Here is a 17,604-nt window from a genome sequence, read left to right on the forward strand (position 1 = left end):
GAAATTTCTCTTCATCGGGATAATCGTATCCATTGTCCCTTTCTTGATTGCTTTATTATTTAGAAAGCATTTCCTTAAATCCCAATCGAGACTAAGGACAGGATCCATCATTGTTATAGGCTATTTTATCGTTTATATGGCGGACATTTATTATTCAATCCAATTTTTAAAACCATCCTTTTATTTCATTTATTTTTTCACTTCGTTTTTTACAAATGTTGCTCTCATCTTTGTGATTGAGAATTTGATTAAAATCAATAAACAAATTGAGGAAATGGTGTATCTCGATAAATTAACCACGATCGGTCAACTGACAGCATCGATTGCCCATGAAATAAGAAATCCGCTTTCTACCGTTAAGGGATTTATCCAATTTTTAAGCAAGGATACGAAAGATGAACAATTAAAAAAGTTCTCCCCCTTAATTCTAGAAGAATTAGATCGGACAAACAGCATTATTACCAACTATTTAAAGGTAGCTAAGCCTGAACCCTTTCAGGTATCCAAACTGACCCTTAATGAGGTAATCAATGATTGTGTCCAATTAATGAGGCCGTTTGCTTCCTACTCCAATGTCGTGATTGACTATGAAAATAAAGGACCGCTGTTTATTAATGGTAATGAACCACATTTAAAGCAAGCGATTATGAACGTCGTAAAGAATGGCATTGAGTCGATTGTTCATCAAGGGACAGTTACCATTGACCTTCAAGCAGATTTTCCTAGGAAAACGGTAGTGATCCGCATCGAAGATACAGGGAAAGGGATGGACCCTGAACAAATCAAGCAAATGGGACTGCCTTTTTATACGACAAAATCTAAAGGCACTGGTCTCGGTAGTATGGTGACGAACAAAATCATCCGTGAGTTGAATGGATTGATTGAATATAAGAGTGAAGTCAATAAAGGGACAATTGTGTTCATCTCTTTCCCACTCCTTACTGATTAACCCCCCTTTACCTTGTGTCATGACCAAAAAACCCATCTAATCTTTTGTCAGATGGGTTTTTCTTTAGATTAATGTTTTCTTTAAGTTTCGCAAATAACGGTAGCGGATCACAAAGAAATAGATCATTTGGGCCACCAAGAAACTAGCCAGCACAACCACAATTTCTTTCGCAATCGATAGCTGATAGAAGCTTTGCAGGGCCATAAAGGCAAAGGCACTGTGAACAAATGCCACTATAATCGGCACGAAGAAGAGTAATAAGAGCTGTTGGGTGACAATTTTATTTAATTCACGGTCCGTTAATCCGACTTTCGTTATCGTTAAATAGTGACGACGATCGTAATCTAAATCAGCATATAGGCGGAAGTATAGGAAGCTTCCCGCAGCAATAAAGAAGACCGCACCAATCAATAAGGCAACAAACAGCATCATTTTGTACATGGTCATTTGATATTCGTATAAGGTCCCGCTCACCGCCATCACAAATGGATGATCGTCAGTCACGGTTGACTGGCTGTCCTCAACCAATCCTTTCCCAATTCCCGCTGTATCTTCTAGATTCTTTGTATAAAAGCCTGTAAGCGTCTGGGTATCCACTGGCGTTAATTTTGCATACAATTCATCACTTACCACAAGACCCGATTGAAAAATCACCTGCATAGGCACGACCACATTTTTAGTTGACTTATTCTGAGCTAGCTTGATCTGGTCTTGTTTTAAGGTATAGGTGATCTCCTCCCAGTTACTAAATGAAGCTGTCCGCATTTCTAACACATTTGTTCCGACCAGCGGCTTTTCGATAGACTTATAGCCTGCTGCTTTCGCAATTTTCTTATAGTCTGCAAAGGAAATCACAGGAATTTTTTCCGGTGTATAACGATCTGTTGAAGACGCAATTGCTACAAACTTTAGTTGAACTTGATTCATGGTATAAGGAATCTCTTTTGCCTTTAATTCTGTTTCGATTTGCTTTAAGTTCTGCTGATGGATTGGTTGGTCATCCACCGCACGATAGCTAATTTCAGCAGGAAAAGCCTTATCGAATTGTTTGTTCATTACATTCATAGACGCCAAGGTTCCTACCGCACAAAAGGCGACGGTTGAGACAATCGTGACCATGAAAAACATTCGTGCATTGTCTTTTAAGCGATAGGCAAGACTGGAAATTGTTACAATATTGGTCTTTTTCCAAAACAACCCACGGTTCCGTTGCAGGAGCTTCACCAAAAACACAGATAGCTGTGTATAGAAGAAATACGTTCCGATCACCGTCATTGCAATTACAGGTAACATCCGGAACACCAAGGTTTGCATCGTTGCCGTCGCCGCTAAATAATAGCTGACAAGTAGTAAAATCGCCGACAGGATTGATAATAAGACTGATACCTTCGGCTCCTTCTTTGGCTTTACACCAGCTTGGAACAAGTCAATTAACTTGTTAACGCGCACGAGTGCCGTCGTGAATAAAGAGATACAAAAGAAAAGAATTAAGAAGGCTATCGCCGTTAGCAGAAGGGCTTTGGTTGAAAAATAGAATGGTAGATCGCCCATCCCTACAACCTGTGAACCGATCATTAAGAACAATTTTCCTGTGATTAAACCGAGGCCAATCCCAGCAACAATCGCGCTAATCCCAATGATCATATTTTCTAAAAAGACCATTTTGTTCAGTTGACCCCTTGTCATGCCATGCATCATCAAAATGCCAAATTCACGTTTCCGTGATTTTAAAAAGGTACTAACGGAATAGAGCACAAACAAAAATGAAAAAACATACATGATGACTTCCGCAGCTGTCATTAATTGAATGGCAAGGACGTTAGCTACTCCCTTTTTAATATCAGGATGAAAGATAAACAGGGCATAGACAAAGAAAATCATCACTGAAAAGGCACTACTAAGGAAATGGGCAGCATAGGTCCGTTTATTACGGACCACATTTCTATAAACGAACTGTGGAAAGGTCACGGTTGTCCCCTCCTAACAGCGCAAGCATATCCATAATCTTTTGGAAAAAGGCCTGACGGTTTTCACCGCGATAAATTTCATTATAGAGCTGGCCATCTTTGATGAAGATGACACGGTGGCAATAACTTGCCGCAAACGGATCATGCGTAACCATTAAGACGGTCGCCTGGTCTTCTTTATTAATAGCGGTGATTGTTTCCATCACATCCTTAGAAGCCTTGGAATCCAGGTTACCTGTCGGTTCATCCGCTAAAATAAGGGACGGCTTGTGGATGATGGAACGGGCAATCGCGGTACGCTGCATTTGTCCACCGGATATTTCATAGGTTCTCTTTTTTAGGATCGAATCAATGCCAAGTTTTTTCGTTACGTATTGTAGTTTTTTATCCATCTCCTTGATGCTTTCCCCATCGAGGGTCAACGGCAAAACGATGTTTTCTTCGACAGTCAAGGTATCTAGCAGGTTAAAATGTTGAAACACAAAGCCTAGCTCATGGCGTCTAAATAAGGCCGTTTCTTTTCGATTTAATACATGGGGATTCTTCCCGTTAATTAGGATTTCACCAGCTGTCGGCCGGTCAATCGTCGCGATAAGGTTTAGGAGGGTCGTTTTCCCGCTACCTGAAGGCCCCATCACCCCGACGAATTCACCCTTTTCAACTGAGAAATTGATATTATCTAATGCCTTATGGGCCACTTTACCTTCATAAATCTTTTCTAAATGATCCACTGTTAAGATGGACATGCTCTCACTCCTTGTACGTTCAATCTATATCCCTATTCTAGCCCCAAACACATCCAGCTACTATCTCCCTAACTTACAATTAGCTTACACAATTGTAAGGAAAGCATTGGGGTAATAGAATGTCCACCCTATATGGACAGTGTACACGAGCGGTGCCTGTCACCTATATAACGATTCGCACTGTGGTACCTTTGTTTACGGTGGATTCTAGTTCGAGTTGGTGACCGAGTTTTTCGCATATTTGTTTGACGAGGTGGAGGCCCATGCCGGTGGATTCTGGGAAGTTGCGGCCGTTTTCACCTGTGAAATAGGGATCAAAGACGCGCGGGAGGTCACTTGCCGGAATCCCCACGCCTTCATCGCGAATTTCGAGAATCGTCCTGTTTCCGCGGTGATAGCCATGAAAGTAGATTTTCCGCCCCTCCTCGATGGTATAGCGAACAGCATTGGTAATCAGCTGCGTAATTACAAAGGACAGCCATTTCTCATCCGAGGTAACCTGCAGCCCTCCTTCAAACTGAAATGAGGGATAGACGCGCTTGCGGATAAACAACCGCTTTTGGCTAGATGTGACGGAACGGACAATGGTTTGTAAATCAAGGGTCTCCACATAAAAGTCCCGCTCAAAGGTATCAAGGCGGGCCGTATATAGCACCATTTCAAGTCCCTTTCTTAACCGATCCAGCTCATCGCCAATCGCCGTAAAGCGGGGATCATCCTCATCCTGGATCATTAAGTGAATCACTGACACAGGTGTCTTCATTTGATGGACCCACTGATTGATAAACTGAATATGCCCTTCTAACTTGTACTGATAATTATGTAAATCAGATCGATAATGGGAAAATTGGCTTTTCAACAGCTGCTGTAAACTCTCTGCAAGCGGAGAGGAAGGGTGGTCACCTGTAAATTCCTCCATCGAGGCAAGTGGAGTTTCTAACCGTTTATAAAAAGAGCGATTCATAAGAAAGCGAATGATGAGATATCCCCCTAAAAGGCAGCTGCTAAGAAAAACGGCATACAAACTCGTCATCAGGTTGTGTGGACCATCCAGCCAGTAAATAAATGTGACCACGATCAATTGAAGGATATAGATCACAATCATAAGAGCTTGTTCTCGAAAAAAGAGCCTCATTCCGGATTCCCCCAGTTTGGTACAAGGCGATACCCTTGCCCCCTTATTGTTTGAAGGGCATCCGTGATGTCTAAAGAAGCAAGCTTTTTGCGAACCCTGGTGATATACACATTTAATGTATTATCATCAACAAAGGCTTGATCATCCCATATTTTTTCTAATAAGCGATCACGGCTCACAACCCGCTCCGCTTTTTTCATCAGTTCATCTAAGATTTTCACTTCGGTATGGCTGAGCTCCAGTTCCTTGCTCCCTAAGGTCAAACATAGCCGCTCCACGTCTAGGACTAATCCCGCGACTGAGGTGGTACGTCCGTTTTGGACACTCGCATAGGATCCATAGGCCCGTCGTAGGTGACTATTAATCTTGGCGGTTACAATTTCATAATCAAATGGTTTGGTTATATAATCATCTGCCCCATTTTCCAGCGCCATCACCTGATCCATCTTCCCCTCCCTTGCGGAGATAAACAGAATCGGGCATGTGGAAATACTGCGGATCTGGCGGCACCAATAATAGCCATCAAATTTTGGCAAGTTAACATCCAATAGAACGAGGTGGGGATCATAGTGTTCAAATTGCGTACGCACCGTTTCAAAATTATCAACAGATTTTGTATCATAGCCAAATTTATGTAAATGCTCTTTCAGTAAGCTGACGAGCTGTTTATCATCCTCAATAATAAATAATTTAAACATCATCATTCCCCTTTTATCCTTATATATAACTAAATTGTATCAAAAGGAGGAAACCCATGGAAATGAGGAGGGTGAAGTCTGGACGCACGAAATCCGTTCATCGGCACCATAATACTGAGTACTATTTAAACTTTTCCCTGTTTTCATACTAAAGAACATCCCTCGAATTCTCGAGAGATGTCATCAATTACTTATTAACAATGTTATTAGAGGATTTAACCGTCAGCACATAATACCCAAGGTAGATAATCACATATGCTGCCATCACCATGAAAATGGGGATCATAATTGTTTTCTCTGCTAGATTCACACCGAAAATTGCTTTTAATATGATTGTACAATGCAGGATCCCCACCACTAATGGTAATAAAAATACAAAAAGTGTCTGCTTCGAAAGGGTTGTCAAAACTTCTCGTTTACTTACTCCAATCTTCCGCAAAATTTGATAACGCTCTTGATCAGAATAGGCTTCATTTAATTGTTTGAAATAAATAATACTCCCTGTAGCGGCAAGAAAGACGAGCCCCAAAAATCCTAATAAAAAGATATCGATTCCTGATGATTCCAATTCTTTTGTATACATTGTGTAAAATGTGGATAATTCAGTATCCTTAGCCAGAAGTTTCTCCAGTTTTTTAGCTGTTTCAATTGTTGATTTCTCATTTTTCACTTTATACGCTTGATAGACAAACGGCTTTACTTGCTTTGCTATATCAGTATACAGTCTGTCACTAACAACCACGTAGATATCAGGAGAGACCCAGCCTAACACCCGTTCTTCGAACATCTTTACAAACTTGATGGAATGATTTTCTTCTGACAATTTTAATGTTATGGTATGACCAACATAATCAGAAAAAGTATTATCCTGCCACGGTCGAATCGCCGCTGCCTCATTCCCGCTAAGCCGCAAGTTCTCTTCCCTGTTTAACACCTTTGCTATCTGATTGTACGTACTCACAGCTATCAATCTTGTCGGTACAGACTTGGCAGCATATCCGTATGGAACATATTCTAAATCCGAAATATCTCCGTTTACTTGTATAACAGAGATGTCCAGTTTTCCCTGAACCGGATGTTCCTTATCCTCCAAAATGATTTGATCTGCTTGATGATCGAAAACCTCATTTTTTGAAATATAACTATAACTAAATGGAGACCAGTTCCTTGCGGTTTTCTCAATGTTATAATAGCCCCCATACCCAACACTAATGGCGCATAAAGTAACGGAACTTAGTAAAGAAATCATCGTAAGTGTCCGAGCATTTCCTTTAAATCGATAAATCAATTGGGTCGTACCAATTAAATTCATTCCTCGATAATAACGGGATTTATTTTTTTGCGAAGCCCTTAATAGATAGACGATTAAGGAACGAAATAATAAATAGGTTCCAGCCACAATCCCAAATAAGACGAGGGATAGTTGAACAAGCTGTTGCTCAGTAATGGGGTGGAAGACAATCCAATAACTAAAGGCTATCAGAATAATAGAGCCTGCTGCCGCTCCAACTGATGCTTTTGCAACTTGTTCACCCTCCTGTTCAGCATGGAATAACTCAATTAATTTAAACCGATAAATCAGTCGATTTGCCTGAATAGATGTAAATAAAATAATAATCGAAAAGACAATCAAGGTATTGAGGACAGCTTCAAAGGAGATGCTGAAGCTTACATTGATCGTTGAACTTAATAGTTTGAGTAACATCATCGTAAACAATTTAGATAGAAGTGTTCCCAACAGAACGCCTATAAGAACTGCTATTGCCCCCATAATTAGATTTTCATAGAATAGCATTTTTCCAATGGTCTTTTTTCGTACTCCTAATAACGAGTATAAACCTACTTCCTTCTTCCGTTTTTTTGTAAAAAAAGCATTGGAATATAAAATAAAGACGGTGACGAATAAAATTAACATAATCGATGCTTGCACAAATATAGACCGCATCGTTTCCCATGATTGAATACTCTTTTGAATTTCCTCGCTATATTGCAAGGAAACAAACGTATAATAGATGACCACACTGAAAATCATCGATAAAAAGTAGATGAGATAGTTTTTAAAATTACCTTGAATATTTTTTCGAGTCACACTAAATAACGTCACTTGCCCCACCTCCAAGTGCCGCCAAGACATCTAGCACCTTATTAAAAAATTCCTTGCGCGTCCCTTTTCCCTTGACGAGTTCAGTAAACAGTTTACCGTCTTTTATAAAAAGGACTCGTCCACAATAGCTAGCCGCAAAAGCGTCATGGGTCACCGTCAAGATTGTGGCCTGGTCCTGTTCACTTAGATCCTTCAGGCTTTCAAGGAGATCGGTTGCCGATTTAGAATCTAACGCACCAGTTGGCTCGTCAGCTAGAATTAAACTTGGCTTTGCAACAATCGCACGGGCAGCCGCCGTTCGTTGCTTTTGACCGCCCGATATTTGATATGGGTACTTTTCTAAAATCGAACCGATGGCAAATTTATCGGCAACAATCGCTACCCGGCGCTCTAATTCAGCGACATTCATTTTTGCCAGCGCTAATGGCAGTAGGATATTTTCCTTCACTGTCAACGTGTCGAGCAGATTATAATCTTGAAAAATAAAGCCGAGCTTATCGCGGCGAAAGGCTGATAATTGTTCTTCCTTCATGTTGATAATGCTGGTTCCATCGATGACAACGTCACCGGATGTGGGCGTATCAATCGTTGCCAGCACATTTAATAATGTGGATTTCCCGGCACCAGATGGCCCCATAATTCCGACAAACTCTCCCTCCCTTACAGTTAAATCAATCTCATCCAGGGCTGTAAAGACATTTCCCTTTCCTCCATATATTTTCTTCATTCGTTTTGCCTCAACAATTGTTTTCATGTATGTGATTCCTCCATTTATGAAGATTATTTTCTCTCATTGGATTCATTTTATAATAAGGAAGCATGATTCTAGCTAACAGTGAAGGCAAACAACCTTACAGTTTTGTCACTTGGATGAAATCCGCCTGCATTTTCGATAGTATTAGGACAAGAATATTTTTTATAAATGAAGCTAATGGAGGTGGGCTAGATGAAAATCATGATAGTGGAAGATGAACCGACCATTAGAGAGATGCTTGGTGAGACCTTTGAAAAATGGGGCTTTGAGGTCATCAAGCTAATTGAATTCGATCAAATAGTAGAAGCCTTTATTCACGAACAACCCCATCTGATTTTGTTAGATATAAATTTGCCGTCGTTTGATGGTTTTTATTGGTGCCAGCAAATTCGCGAAATCTCGAAGGTTCCCATCATTTTTCTTTCATCACGAAACACCCCGATGGATATGGTGATGGCCATGAACATGGGCGGCGATGATTTCATGCAAAAGCCATTCTATACGGATGTGCTCCTGGCAAAGGTTAACGCCCTTTTAAGGCGCTCCTATTCCTATATCGATACAAAGCCAAATGTGCTCGAGCATGAAGGAGTGATCTTAAACCTGAAGGATTGGGAAGTACGGCTAGGCGAGGAAAAAATTGATCTAACCAAAACGGAGTTTACAATCTTGCATCTCCTCATGCAGCAAAAAGGGACGATTGTTAGCCGCAAAAAGATTATGCGCAATCTTTGGAAGGACGAAAGCTTTGTCGATGAAAACACCTTAACAGTCAATGTCAACCGACTCCGTAAAAAACTAGCAGAGCTTGGCAAGGACCAGTTTATTTCCACCAAAAAAGGGGAAGGGTACATCATCCAATGAGTTTCTACGCGTATGTAAAAGACAAACGGTTTTTTCTTCTTGTTTACCTGATCATCATGGCCTTTGTGTCGATCATTATGTTCGTAAGTACCGAACAACATCAAATAGCCGTTAATAATATTATCTATACCAATATAAGTTGTTTGCTACTGACTTCCGTCTATATTACCAGCGGCTTTTATTATCGAAGGAATTTTTTCCAGAAAGTGTCAGCTGTCGTCGAAAGTGGCCAAGCGGACTGCTTTTCTCTGTTACCAGAGGCACAGAATGAGCAGCAACAGCTATTTCTCCAGCTTTTTGATAAAATTCTCCAGGAACATGCCCAACAATTGCAAACATTACAGGACGAGAAACGCGATCAGCAGGAGTTTATCCTGTCGTGGATTCATGAAGTGAAGCTGCCAATTGCCGCCAGTCGCCTACTGATGGAAAATAGCGAGGGAAAAAGCGTTGATGCCCTTGTTGATAAATTTGAGGATGAACTCGATAAGATCGATCATTATGTCGAGCAAGCTCTATACTATTCCCGGATTGATTCCTTTTCAAAAGACTACTTTATCTCCGAGATCACGATCAATCAACTTATTAAAAATAGTGTCAAAAAATATTCTAAGCTGTTCATCAATAAAGCGATTCGGTTTGAAATGGAAGATACGCCGCAAACAGTCCAAAGTGATCGGAAATGGTTAGGATTTGTCATCGATCAAATCCTCGCAAATTCTGTTAAATATACCGATGAGGGCGGCAAAGTGTCGGTTTCTTTTGAGGAAGATCATGCAGAAAAGCGGTTGATTCTTGAGGACAATGGCATCGGAATTAAGTTAGAGGACTTGCATCGTGTCTTTGAAAAAGGATTTACTGGTTCAATCGGGCGAAGCCATGCCAAGTCGACCGGGATGGGACTATATCTTGCCAAGCAGCTGGCGAACAAGCTGGGACACGAGTTAACAATTGAATCCGAAGAGGGGAACTATACGAAGGTCATCATTCATTTCCCGAAGATACGGAATTACTATCAATTGTAAGAAAAGCGCAAGGCGGGTACCTTGCACTTTTCCTATGCCTTCCATTCACATGTCATTACTAATTGTTGGTCTGTTAATTGCGCGGTCAGATTACCGTCCATTTTTCTCATCAGACCTTTCGCAATCGATAATCCCAGCCCTGCGCCCTTCCCTGTTCTTGTTTGATCCGCTTTATAAAAACGGTCAAACAGGAGGGACACTTCCGATTCTGTTAATTGTGGGGCCGGATTACTGATGATCAATTCAATCGAAGCTTGTTTTTTCTGGAGACTAATTGTGACATTGTCTCGTGAATGTTTAATGGCGTTACTAAGTAAATTTTCGAGAACGCGTTTGAGGGCAGATGCGTCTGCCTTAATGGTGATTTCTTCTTCATGAAGGGTTACGATTGGCTCGATTCCACGTTGGTGAAAGGCTTCATAAAACCCAACCAGCACCTCTAACAGCAAATGATTAAGCTTGATCGGTTCGATTCTTACTGGGTAATCAGCAGACTCGATAATTGATAACTCAAAAAAATCCTCTAATAACACCTTTAAGCGCAATGCTCCATTTTTGACAATGGCCGTATATTCTTTCCTTTGCTCTGGTGATACATCGGCTGATTCCAGAAGTTGAATATAGCCAAGAATAGAGGTCATCGGTGTCCGGATATCATGTGAGATATTGGCAATCGCCTGCTTCAGCTCGTTTTCCGTTCGCCTCTTTTCAGCAAGTGCCTGCTTTGTTAAATCCATCTGATCGTTTATTTCTTTCGCCAGCTTTTCTATGTGTTTATCAAAGAAAGCAAGGTCAATTTTCTTTTCAGTCTGATGATGGTTAAACTGGTTAATCTGTTTCGTAACACGTTTGATCTCTTTTTTTATAAAAAAAAGCCGAATGAGAAAAAACAATGCTACTATGACCGAAATCAACGTTATATAGAGCATGCTTCTCACCCGCTTTCTTCCTTACTTTATTTCTTTTTTACGAAAAATCAAGCTTCCCGCCATTCCAAAAACAATCCAAGTTATGATTGGAACAAGCAAAAGTTTTAGAAAAGCACTATTACTTAGATGGACTTTATTGATATCTAAAAATAATTTGAACACGGAGTAGTTAAAGATGGTCTTGATTAAAGCAAACTCTTGACTTAATAAATAGAAGATACTATCAAATAGAAGGAAAAAAATAATTAAAAATCCTATCGTCTTGCCACTATCCGTAAAAATAATGGAGAACAATGACATGATGGAAGCAAATGCGGCTGCATAAAGAATTGTTAAACCCATCGTCTGGACGAAATAATCTAGGGTAGGTAGGTCATTATTGCCAAAGAAAATCATGCTCGCTGCCATTATGATAATTGGAAATACTACTGAAATGATTATTGCACCAATTGAAAAAGTAATTAATTTAGCAAAGTAGCTCCGGACTCTGCTATTGCCGGACGCCACTATGCTTTTCATCGTCCCGACTGAATATTCACTTGAAATGAAGAAGCCCGCAAGAATACACGGGACAAGCTTCACCACATAATTGTTTCCGCCAAGTCCAGTATTAGTAAATAATTCATTCACTGTTGCCGAATCTGCACCATTATCAAAGAAAATTAGTGCTGGGTAAAAAATAGCGGATGCCGTTAAGATAATAATTAAAGTCCAGAGGGATCGATCCTTCCGTAACTTAAATAATTCTGATTTTAGTAAATTACCCACGGTTCACACCCCCAATCCTAGTCATAAAATAGCCCTCTAAATCCTCACCCATCGGCATGAATTGTTCGATGATTAACCCCTGCTTCATAAGGATTGAGGAAACTTTGCCCGGCACATCTACATAAGTAAATAACTTTATGACACCGTCTGGCATAACTTCAAAATCAGTTGTCGAGAGATCCGTTTCTATGACAGTTGCCGCCTTGTTAGGATTATCCACTTTAATATGCAAAAATTGCTGACACTTGTCATTGAGTTCTTGTGCGGTTACTTGCTCTAATAGTTCCCCTTTATGAATGATGCCATAATGAGTGGCTAATAAATGAAGCTCACTCAAAATATGACTGGAGATAAGAATGGTAATCCCATATTCTCGATTGAGCTTCTTTAGCAGTTCGCGGATCTCAACCACGCCCATTGGATCTAAACCGTTTATCGGCTCATCTAAAATTAAGAATTCTGGATCCCCTAATAGGGCGACCGCCAGTCCCAGCCGCTGCTTCATTCCTAAAGAAAAGTTTTTTGCTTTCTTTTTGCCCGTATCCTGAAGACCAACTAATGCCAGCAGTTTTCCAACACAGTCCTTCCCTGGGATCCCTTTAAGCAGTCGATGTGCTTCCAAATTCTCGGCAGCGGTCATCTGGGGATATAAAGCCGGCCCTTCGATCATCGTCCCAATCCGCTTTCTCGCCTCGACTAGATCATCTTCCGTAGTTTTACCAAATAATTCTACTGTTCCCCCAGTTGGGAACGCCAATCCCGACACGATCCGAATCAAAGTAGATTTACCGGCCCCATTTTGGCCGATAAAGCCGTAGATGGCTCCTTTTTGAATGGAAAGATTAACTTTGTTTAAAGCCAGTTGCTGTTTATATTTCTTGGATAGTTGATTTGTTTTCAAAACATATTCGTTCATCCACATGGACCTCCCTTATGTGATAACTGAAGTATAGGTCGTAATACATAAGAAAGGCTTAAATGAATCCTTAAGAAAACCTTAAGTTTTTAAGCGATAGCCCATTCCCCAAATGGTTTCAATATATTCTTCGTTGGGGTTCGCTTTGGAAAGCTTGGTTCTGACATTACTCATATGGACATTAATCGTATTATCATCACCACGATATTCTTCCTCCCATACACTTTCAAACACATTCGCCTTGGTAAAAACCTTTTTCGGGGCGGATAAGAGCAGGACCAATATCGCGTATTCGCGTGCCGTTAACAGGAGCTCCTGTCCATTTACCAAAACCTTCTTTGCGTCTGTATCGATGGATAGATCCTTGTGTGTTAACACTTGGGGCTGTGGTGGCACTAATGTCCGCTTTGCTCTTCTGAGATGGGAATCAATTCGTGCGGACACCTCTTCAATGTCGAAAGGCTTGGTGATATAGTCATCTGCCCCAGTCCTGAGTGCGTCTATTTTAGTTTGCTGCTCAAGCTTCGCCGAGATGACGATGACAGGAACAGGATTTTTCGCACTGATCTTGGCGAGAACCTCTTCACCGGTTAGTCCCGGAAGCATTAAATCTAGCAGGACCATGTCCCACTCAGACCTTTCCAAGTACAGAATCGCTTCCGTACCAGAATAGGCCGCCTGCGCATTGTAACCGCTCTTTCTAATAATATTGCATAATAATTGATTAATATCATTATCATCTTCCACCACTAATATATTAATTCGTTCCATAGCCACTTCACCTTTTTATTCGCTATTTTTATAACTATAGAATAAGCTTGTTCCCTTATTTACACAAATAAGGTGTCAGGCACCGCAAAAAGACATTTGTCTTTTTGTGGTGCCTGACACCTTATGGATTATTTTATAAGTCTCCGTTTGTAGACGAAGTAATACATGCTGAGTGGCCACCAAAGGACGCAAAAGATTGGGTAGACGGCCCAAACGACGTCGGGGCTGGAGACGGCATTGACTGTGGTGAAGAAGATCGCAATTAACACCGTGGCATTGACTGAGAATGCAAAATAGGTTTTTCTCTTCGCATGGTAGATCGCTAGCGGCCACCATAACACCACAAACGAGGGATAGATGGCCCAGGGATACTGCGGTGATAAGAACAAATTCAGTATGACATAGTATAAAATAATCGAGGAGCTCCCAATCAAAGCTACTGTAACGGTTAGGGCACGCTTTTCTAAATAAGCCAGAATTGGCCAACAGAAAATCGGATAAATCGCAAACATTGACCACGGATACTGTGATGAATGAAGAAAATTCTCTACCGTCAAAAAGGCAATCAGCAATACGCTATAGGAGAGTGCGAGCTGTTTGTGTTTCCCATTTTTCGCACTGTACACACCAACTGGCCACAATAGCAATACAAAAGCCGGATAAAAAAACCACACGTAATGGGCGCTAGTTAGATAGTTAACAAGCATCAAAAAGATGATACTCATGATACTTCCCGCTATGGCAAAGCCTGGATCAATTTTTTTCATTGTAACCCCTCCTTACTTTGAACGCTGCCAATTGAAATACATCGCTAACGGCCACCATAATACAGCAAAGGTCGGATAAACAAACCAAATTGTCTTTGGCGTATAAGCAAAATTAATAAAAATAAATAAAGCGATGATGAGGATACTCCCCCAGATAGAAAAGCCTAGGTTTAATTTTGACATATTCTTTTTCACTGGCTGTTTCACGCCGAGTTCCTTTTTTATATCGTCAATATCACCAAAGTCGACGATTGCTTTATTGATAGCATCTTCCTCTTCTTTGCCTTGATCGATTAAGTCGAGTACTTTTTCCTCAAGGTTTTCCAAAACCTCTTGTTTAATCGCCTTCTTTTGCTCACTATCTGGAACGCCCTTAAATAGTTCATCCACATGGTTTTTTAATTTTTTCACTGTAATCCCTCCATAAACAAGTCAATGACTTCTTTTGTTTCTTTCCATTCCTCGATCATTTCTCGTAAGTACGCCTTCCCGAGTGTCGTAATTCTGTAGTACTTTCTTTTCCCACCTTGGGAGACACTGCCCATGTATGATTCAATCAGTTCCTTTTTCTCTAGCCGCTGAAACACGGCATATAACGTTGCTTCTTTTATCTGGAAGCGATTATCTGTCCGTAAACTAATTTCTTTCGATATTTCATAGCCATACCTGTCTTGTTCGAAAATCAACCGCAAAATAATCGAATCCAAATGACCGCGAATAAGATCGCTTCTAATCATCTTTTCACTTCCTTGTTTGATTCACTATTCTATCTGATAGAGTAATCTTACTCGAAATTACTCTATCTGTCAAAGTAATTTTCCAAAAAGTAAAATAGAGAATGGATGGACATAAAAAAAGCCCTTCAATAAAGATTGAAGAGCGTTAAAAGTTAATTCTGACGTATCTCTGCTTTAATTCCTTGTAAAATAATACGCAAGCCCGCTAAAAAATTTTCCTCATCGTTGACTTTCCCTTTGCGATAAAGCAAGTGATGATGCACGTAGGGGATGGCATCCTTTGGGATCGCCATAATGGCATCCGTGAATTGTTTATACACTTCCTCCTCCCCCATCTCCGTTAACATTCTCTCTTGCTTTTGCTCATCCAAAACAAACGAGGTTACATAACTATTAATCAGGGTAACAGCAAAGAAGATAACGTCTTCCGGAAATTGGGCCCGGTGGAATATCTCCATTGTTTGATCAATCGCATATAATCTTTTCGTCGAGACGGGCAGGGTCTCCATCATGATCTCTGCTCCATTCGGAATCGATAACATCGCCCGTCGATTCTCGATTGATAGTAAAATGATTTCGTCTTCCCAGTTCTCCTGCTGTTTTGGAAAGTTTATTAGTGATGAGATATGTTCCGCTATTAGCTGGAGCAACTCATGTTTGTTTTTGATATACCAATAAAGGGCAGGCGCTTTTACATTTAGCTTAGCCGCTACATTTCTCATTGTGAGCTGGGCTAGTCCCTTTTCATGTAATATTTCTAACGCTGCCTCCGTAATCGTTTCTTTGTTTACATTCTTCTTCATGGTATCGATCACCTCAATACATCTATTCTATCTGTTTTTAACTAATTTTTCTTTACTTCTTTATTTAACGATGTTAAACTACAAATTGTCAATTTAACAACGTTAAAGGAATGAGGGAAATATAGATGTCGAAAAGGGGAACACGATTAGCACCTGTCATGGCCGCTTTAATATTGGGTATTTTTATGGCTGCACTAGACAGCACCATTGTAGCGACGAGCATGGGGTCGATTATTGGTGATTTAGGTGGAATGGAAAAATACGTTTGGGTCACATCTGCCTATTTAGTGACCGAAATGGCAGGGATGCCAATCTTCGGTAAATTATCCGATATGTACGGGAGAAAAAGATTCTTTGTGTTTGGTATCTTGTTATTTTTAGTAGGGTCTATTTTATGCGGAACGGCACAAACAATGATTCAATTATGTATCTTCCGCGCGATTCAAGGAATTGGTGGAAGTGCGTTAATGCCAATTGCTTTCACGATCATTTGGGATGTCGTCCCAGTTGAAAAGCGTGGAAAAATGAGTGGCATGTTCGGAGCCATTTTCGGTTTATCGAGCATCGCCGGTCCCTTATTAGGCTCATTTATTACCGATCACTTTCATTGGCGCTGGATTTTTTATATCAACATTCCAATTGGAATCATCACACTTGGACTGATCCTCTTTTTTTATAATGAATCGAAAATGCATACGCGCCAGATCATTGACTGGGCAGGCGCCATTTTCCTTGTCAGTTTCTCCGTCGCTCTGATGTTCGGACTGGAATTGGGTGGCGATACGTATAGCTGGAGTTCATGGCAAATTATTTCGTTATTTTGCTTGTCTGCCATTTGTTTCGTCATCTTTCTTTTAATTGAAAAAACAGCTAAGGATCCGATCCTGCCGTTTAGTCTATTCAAAGAGCGTTTATATACGAGCAGTGTTTTAACTGGGATGTTCTATGGAGCGGTCTTTATGGTCTCGACCATTTATATCCCGCTCTATATTCAAGGGGTAACAGGTGGAACGGCAACAAACTCAGGATTATTATTATTACCGATGATGGTTACCTCTAGTATCGCCGCAGCATTAGGGGGCGCACTAGCCAATAAATTCAGCTATAAGTCGATCATGATTACCGCTAGTATTGTAACAGCGATTGGAACGATTTTACTCGGGACTTTGGACGTTTCAACGCCACGCTGGACTGTGACACTCTATATGATGGTCATCGGACTTGGCGTTGGTCCATCCTTCTCCGTGCTTGGGATGTCGGCACTGCAAAAGGCGCTTCCGCAACAACGAGGCATCGCAAGTTCAGCAAGTAACTTCCTGAAATCATTAGGAATGACACTTGGGATTACGGTTTTTGGCGTGATCCAAAAAAATCATTTTTCGGCCGGATTACCTGAAAGCTTCAAGGGGAATGCAGGAGGCGAAGACAGCCGCGCCCTGTTGTCACCGGAATTACGTGCTCACATTCCTGCAAATATTTTAAAGGAAATTACTGAAGTATTATCAAGCTCGATAACAACTACCTTTATGTGGACGCTCATCCCGTTAGTAATAGCCATTGTCTTTATTCTCTTAATGACGAAAGAAAAGGCAACAGATTCACAAATGTATCAAGAGAGCTAACTGAAAAAAAGGGGTCAGGCCCTCGCCGCTTTAAAGCGGCGGGGGCCTG

At 40.8% G+C, this 17,604-nt stretch carries 18 protein-coding genes; 4 read left to right on the forward strand and 14 right to left on the reverse strand.

All coding sequences use genetic code 11. The annotated features are described in order from the left end of the window. Window positions 1-949 (forward strand): ATP-binding protein (locus TY15_RS20775; RefSeq protein WP_042375444.1); only part of this gene is annotated, 949 nt, incomplete at its 5' end. A 63-nt stretch (window positions 950-1,012) separates the two neighbouring features. Here TY15_RS20775 and TY15_RS20780 read toward each other — a convergent pair. The 6 genes from TY15_RS20780 to TY15_RS20805 form a co-directional block, all read right to left on the reverse strand. Further along, window positions 1,013-2,917, reverse strand: coding sequence for an FtsX-like permease family protein (locus tag TY15_RS20780; protein WP_040205690.1), 1,905 nt, complete (start codon window positions 2,915-2,917; stop codon window positions 1,013-1,015). Continuing rightward, window positions 2,892-3,662: an ABC transporter ATP-binding protein gene (locus tag TY15_RS20785; RefSeq protein WP_040205692.1), complete on the reverse strand. Its 771-nt coding sequence runs from the start codon at window positions 3,660-3,662 to the stop codon at window positions 2,892-2,894. Before TY15_RS20785 ends, TY15_RS20780 begins: the two co-directional genes overlap by 26 nt. 163 nt (window positions 3,663-3,825) lie before the next feature. Then, complete coding sequence (locus TY15_RS20790) at window positions 3,826-4,797, reverse strand: sensor histidine kinase (protein WP_040205693.1); 972 nt, start codon at window positions 4,795-4,797, stop codon at window positions 3,826-3,828. Continuing rightward, complete coding sequence (locus tag TY15_RS20795; protein WP_040205695.1) at window positions 4,794-5,495, reverse strand: response regulator transcription factor; 702 nt, start codon at window positions 5,493-5,495, stop codon at window positions 4,794-4,796. Before TY15_RS20795 ends, TY15_RS20790 begins: the two co-directional genes overlap by 4 nt. A 187-nt stretch (window positions 5,496-5,682) precedes the next feature. Beyond that, window positions 5,683-7,599, reverse strand: coding sequence for an ABC transporter permease (locus tag TY15_RS20800; protein ID WP_040205696.1), 1,917 nt, complete (start codon window positions 7,597-7,599; stop codon window positions 5,683-5,685). Next, entirely contained in the window at window positions 7,586-8,353 is a 768-nt protein-coding gene (locus TY15_RS20805; RefSeq protein ID WP_040205698.1) for an ABC transporter ATP-binding protein, read from the reverse strand. Before TY15_RS20805 ends, TY15_RS20800 begins: the two co-directional genes overlap by 14 nt. A 192-nt stretch (window positions 8,354-8,545) precedes the next feature. On the opposite strand from TY15_RS20805, the gene TY15_RS20810 reads away from it, so the two are divergent. Then, the gene (locus TY15_RS20810; RefSeq protein ID WP_040205699.1) at window positions 8,546-9,217 is read left to right on the forward strand and encodes a response regulator transcription factor; all 672 of its coding nucleotides are present in this window, start codon (window positions 8,546-8,548) and stop codon (window positions 9,215-9,217) included. Beyond that, window positions 9,214-10,242: a sensor histidine kinase gene (locus TY15_RS20815; protein ID WP_040205701.1), complete on the forward strand. Its 1,029-nt coding sequence runs from the start codon at window positions 9,214-9,216 to the stop codon at window positions 10,240-10,242. The genes TY15_RS20810 and TY15_RS20815 overlap by 4 nt, the downstream gene beginning before the upstream one ends. A 32-nt stretch (window positions 10,243-10,274) precedes the next feature. Here the strand turns inward: TY15_RS20815 and TY15_RS20820 are convergent, their stop codons facing one another. The 8 genes from TY15_RS20820 to TY15_RS20855 form a co-directional block, all read right to left on the reverse strand. Next, entirely contained in the window at window positions 10,275-11,171 is an 897-nt protein-coding gene (locus TY15_RS20820; protein WP_040205765.1) for a sensor histidine kinase, read from the reverse strand. A gap of 21 nt (window positions 11,172-11,192) precedes the next feature. Beyond that, on the reverse strand, window positions 11,193-11,939 hold the full coding sequence (locus tag TY15_RS20825) for an ABC transporter permease (protein ID WP_040205702.1): 747 nt from the start codon (window positions 11,937-11,939) through the stop codon (window positions 11,193-11,195). Then, window positions 11,932-12,855, reverse strand: a complete 924-nt coding sequence (locus TY15_RS20830; protein ID WP_040205703.1) for an ABC transporter ATP-binding protein — start codon at window positions 12,853-12,855, stop codon at window positions 11,932-11,934. The genes TY15_RS20825 and TY15_RS20830 overlap by 8 nt, the downstream gene beginning before the upstream one ends. 81 nt (window positions 12,856-12,936) lie before the next feature. Next, window positions 12,937-13,626, reverse strand: a complete 690-nt coding sequence (locus TY15_RS20835; RefSeq protein ID WP_040205704.1) for a response regulator transcription factor — start codon at window positions 13,624-13,626, stop codon at window positions 12,937-12,939. 128 nt (window positions 13,627-13,754) lie between these two features. Then, window positions 13,755-14,393 carry a hypothetical protein gene (locus TY15_RS20840; protein WP_040205706.1) on the reverse strand — a complete coding sequence of 213 codons (639 nt, stop codon included), beginning with the start codon at window positions 14,391-14,393 and terminating at the stop codon, window positions 13,755-13,757. Between the two features lie 12 nt (window positions 14,394-14,405). Next, window positions 14,406-14,804, reverse strand: a complete 399-nt coding sequence (locus TY15_RS20845) for a permease prefix domain 1-containing protein (RefSeq protein WP_040205708.1) — start codon at window positions 14,802-14,804, stop codon at window positions 14,406-14,408. Further along, window positions 14,801-15,130, reverse strand: a complete 330-nt coding sequence (locus TY15_RS20850; protein ID WP_040205709.1) for a PadR family transcriptional regulator — start codon at window positions 15,128-15,130, stop codon at window positions 14,801-14,803. Before TY15_RS20850 ends, TY15_RS20845 begins: the two co-directional genes overlap by 4 nt. Window positions 15,131-15,282: 152 nt before the next feature. Continuing rightward, the gene (locus TY15_RS20855) at window positions 15,283-15,933 is read right to left on the reverse strand and encodes a TetR/AcrR family transcriptional regulator C-terminal domain-containing protein (RefSeq protein WP_040205710.1); all 651 of its coding nucleotides are present in this window, start codon (window positions 15,931-15,933) and stop codon (window positions 15,283-15,285) included. 125 nt (window positions 15,934-16,058) lie between these two features. On the opposite strand from TY15_RS20855, the gene TY15_RS20860 reads away from it, so the two are divergent. Then, window positions 16,059-17,555 (forward strand): MDR family MFS transporter, encoded by a 1,497-nt coding sequence (locus TY15_RS20860; RefSeq protein ID WP_040205711.1) that lies wholly within the window; start codon window positions 16,059-16,061, stop codon window positions 17,553-17,555. The last annotated feature ends 49 nt before the right edge of the window (window positions 17,556-17,604 follow it).

Source organism: Neobacillus jeddahensis, from assembly GCF_000612625.1.
In the GTDB taxonomy this organism is placed as follows: domain Bacteria; phylum Bacillota; class Bacilli; order Bacillales; family Cytobacillaceae; genus Neobacillus; species Neobacillus jeddahensis.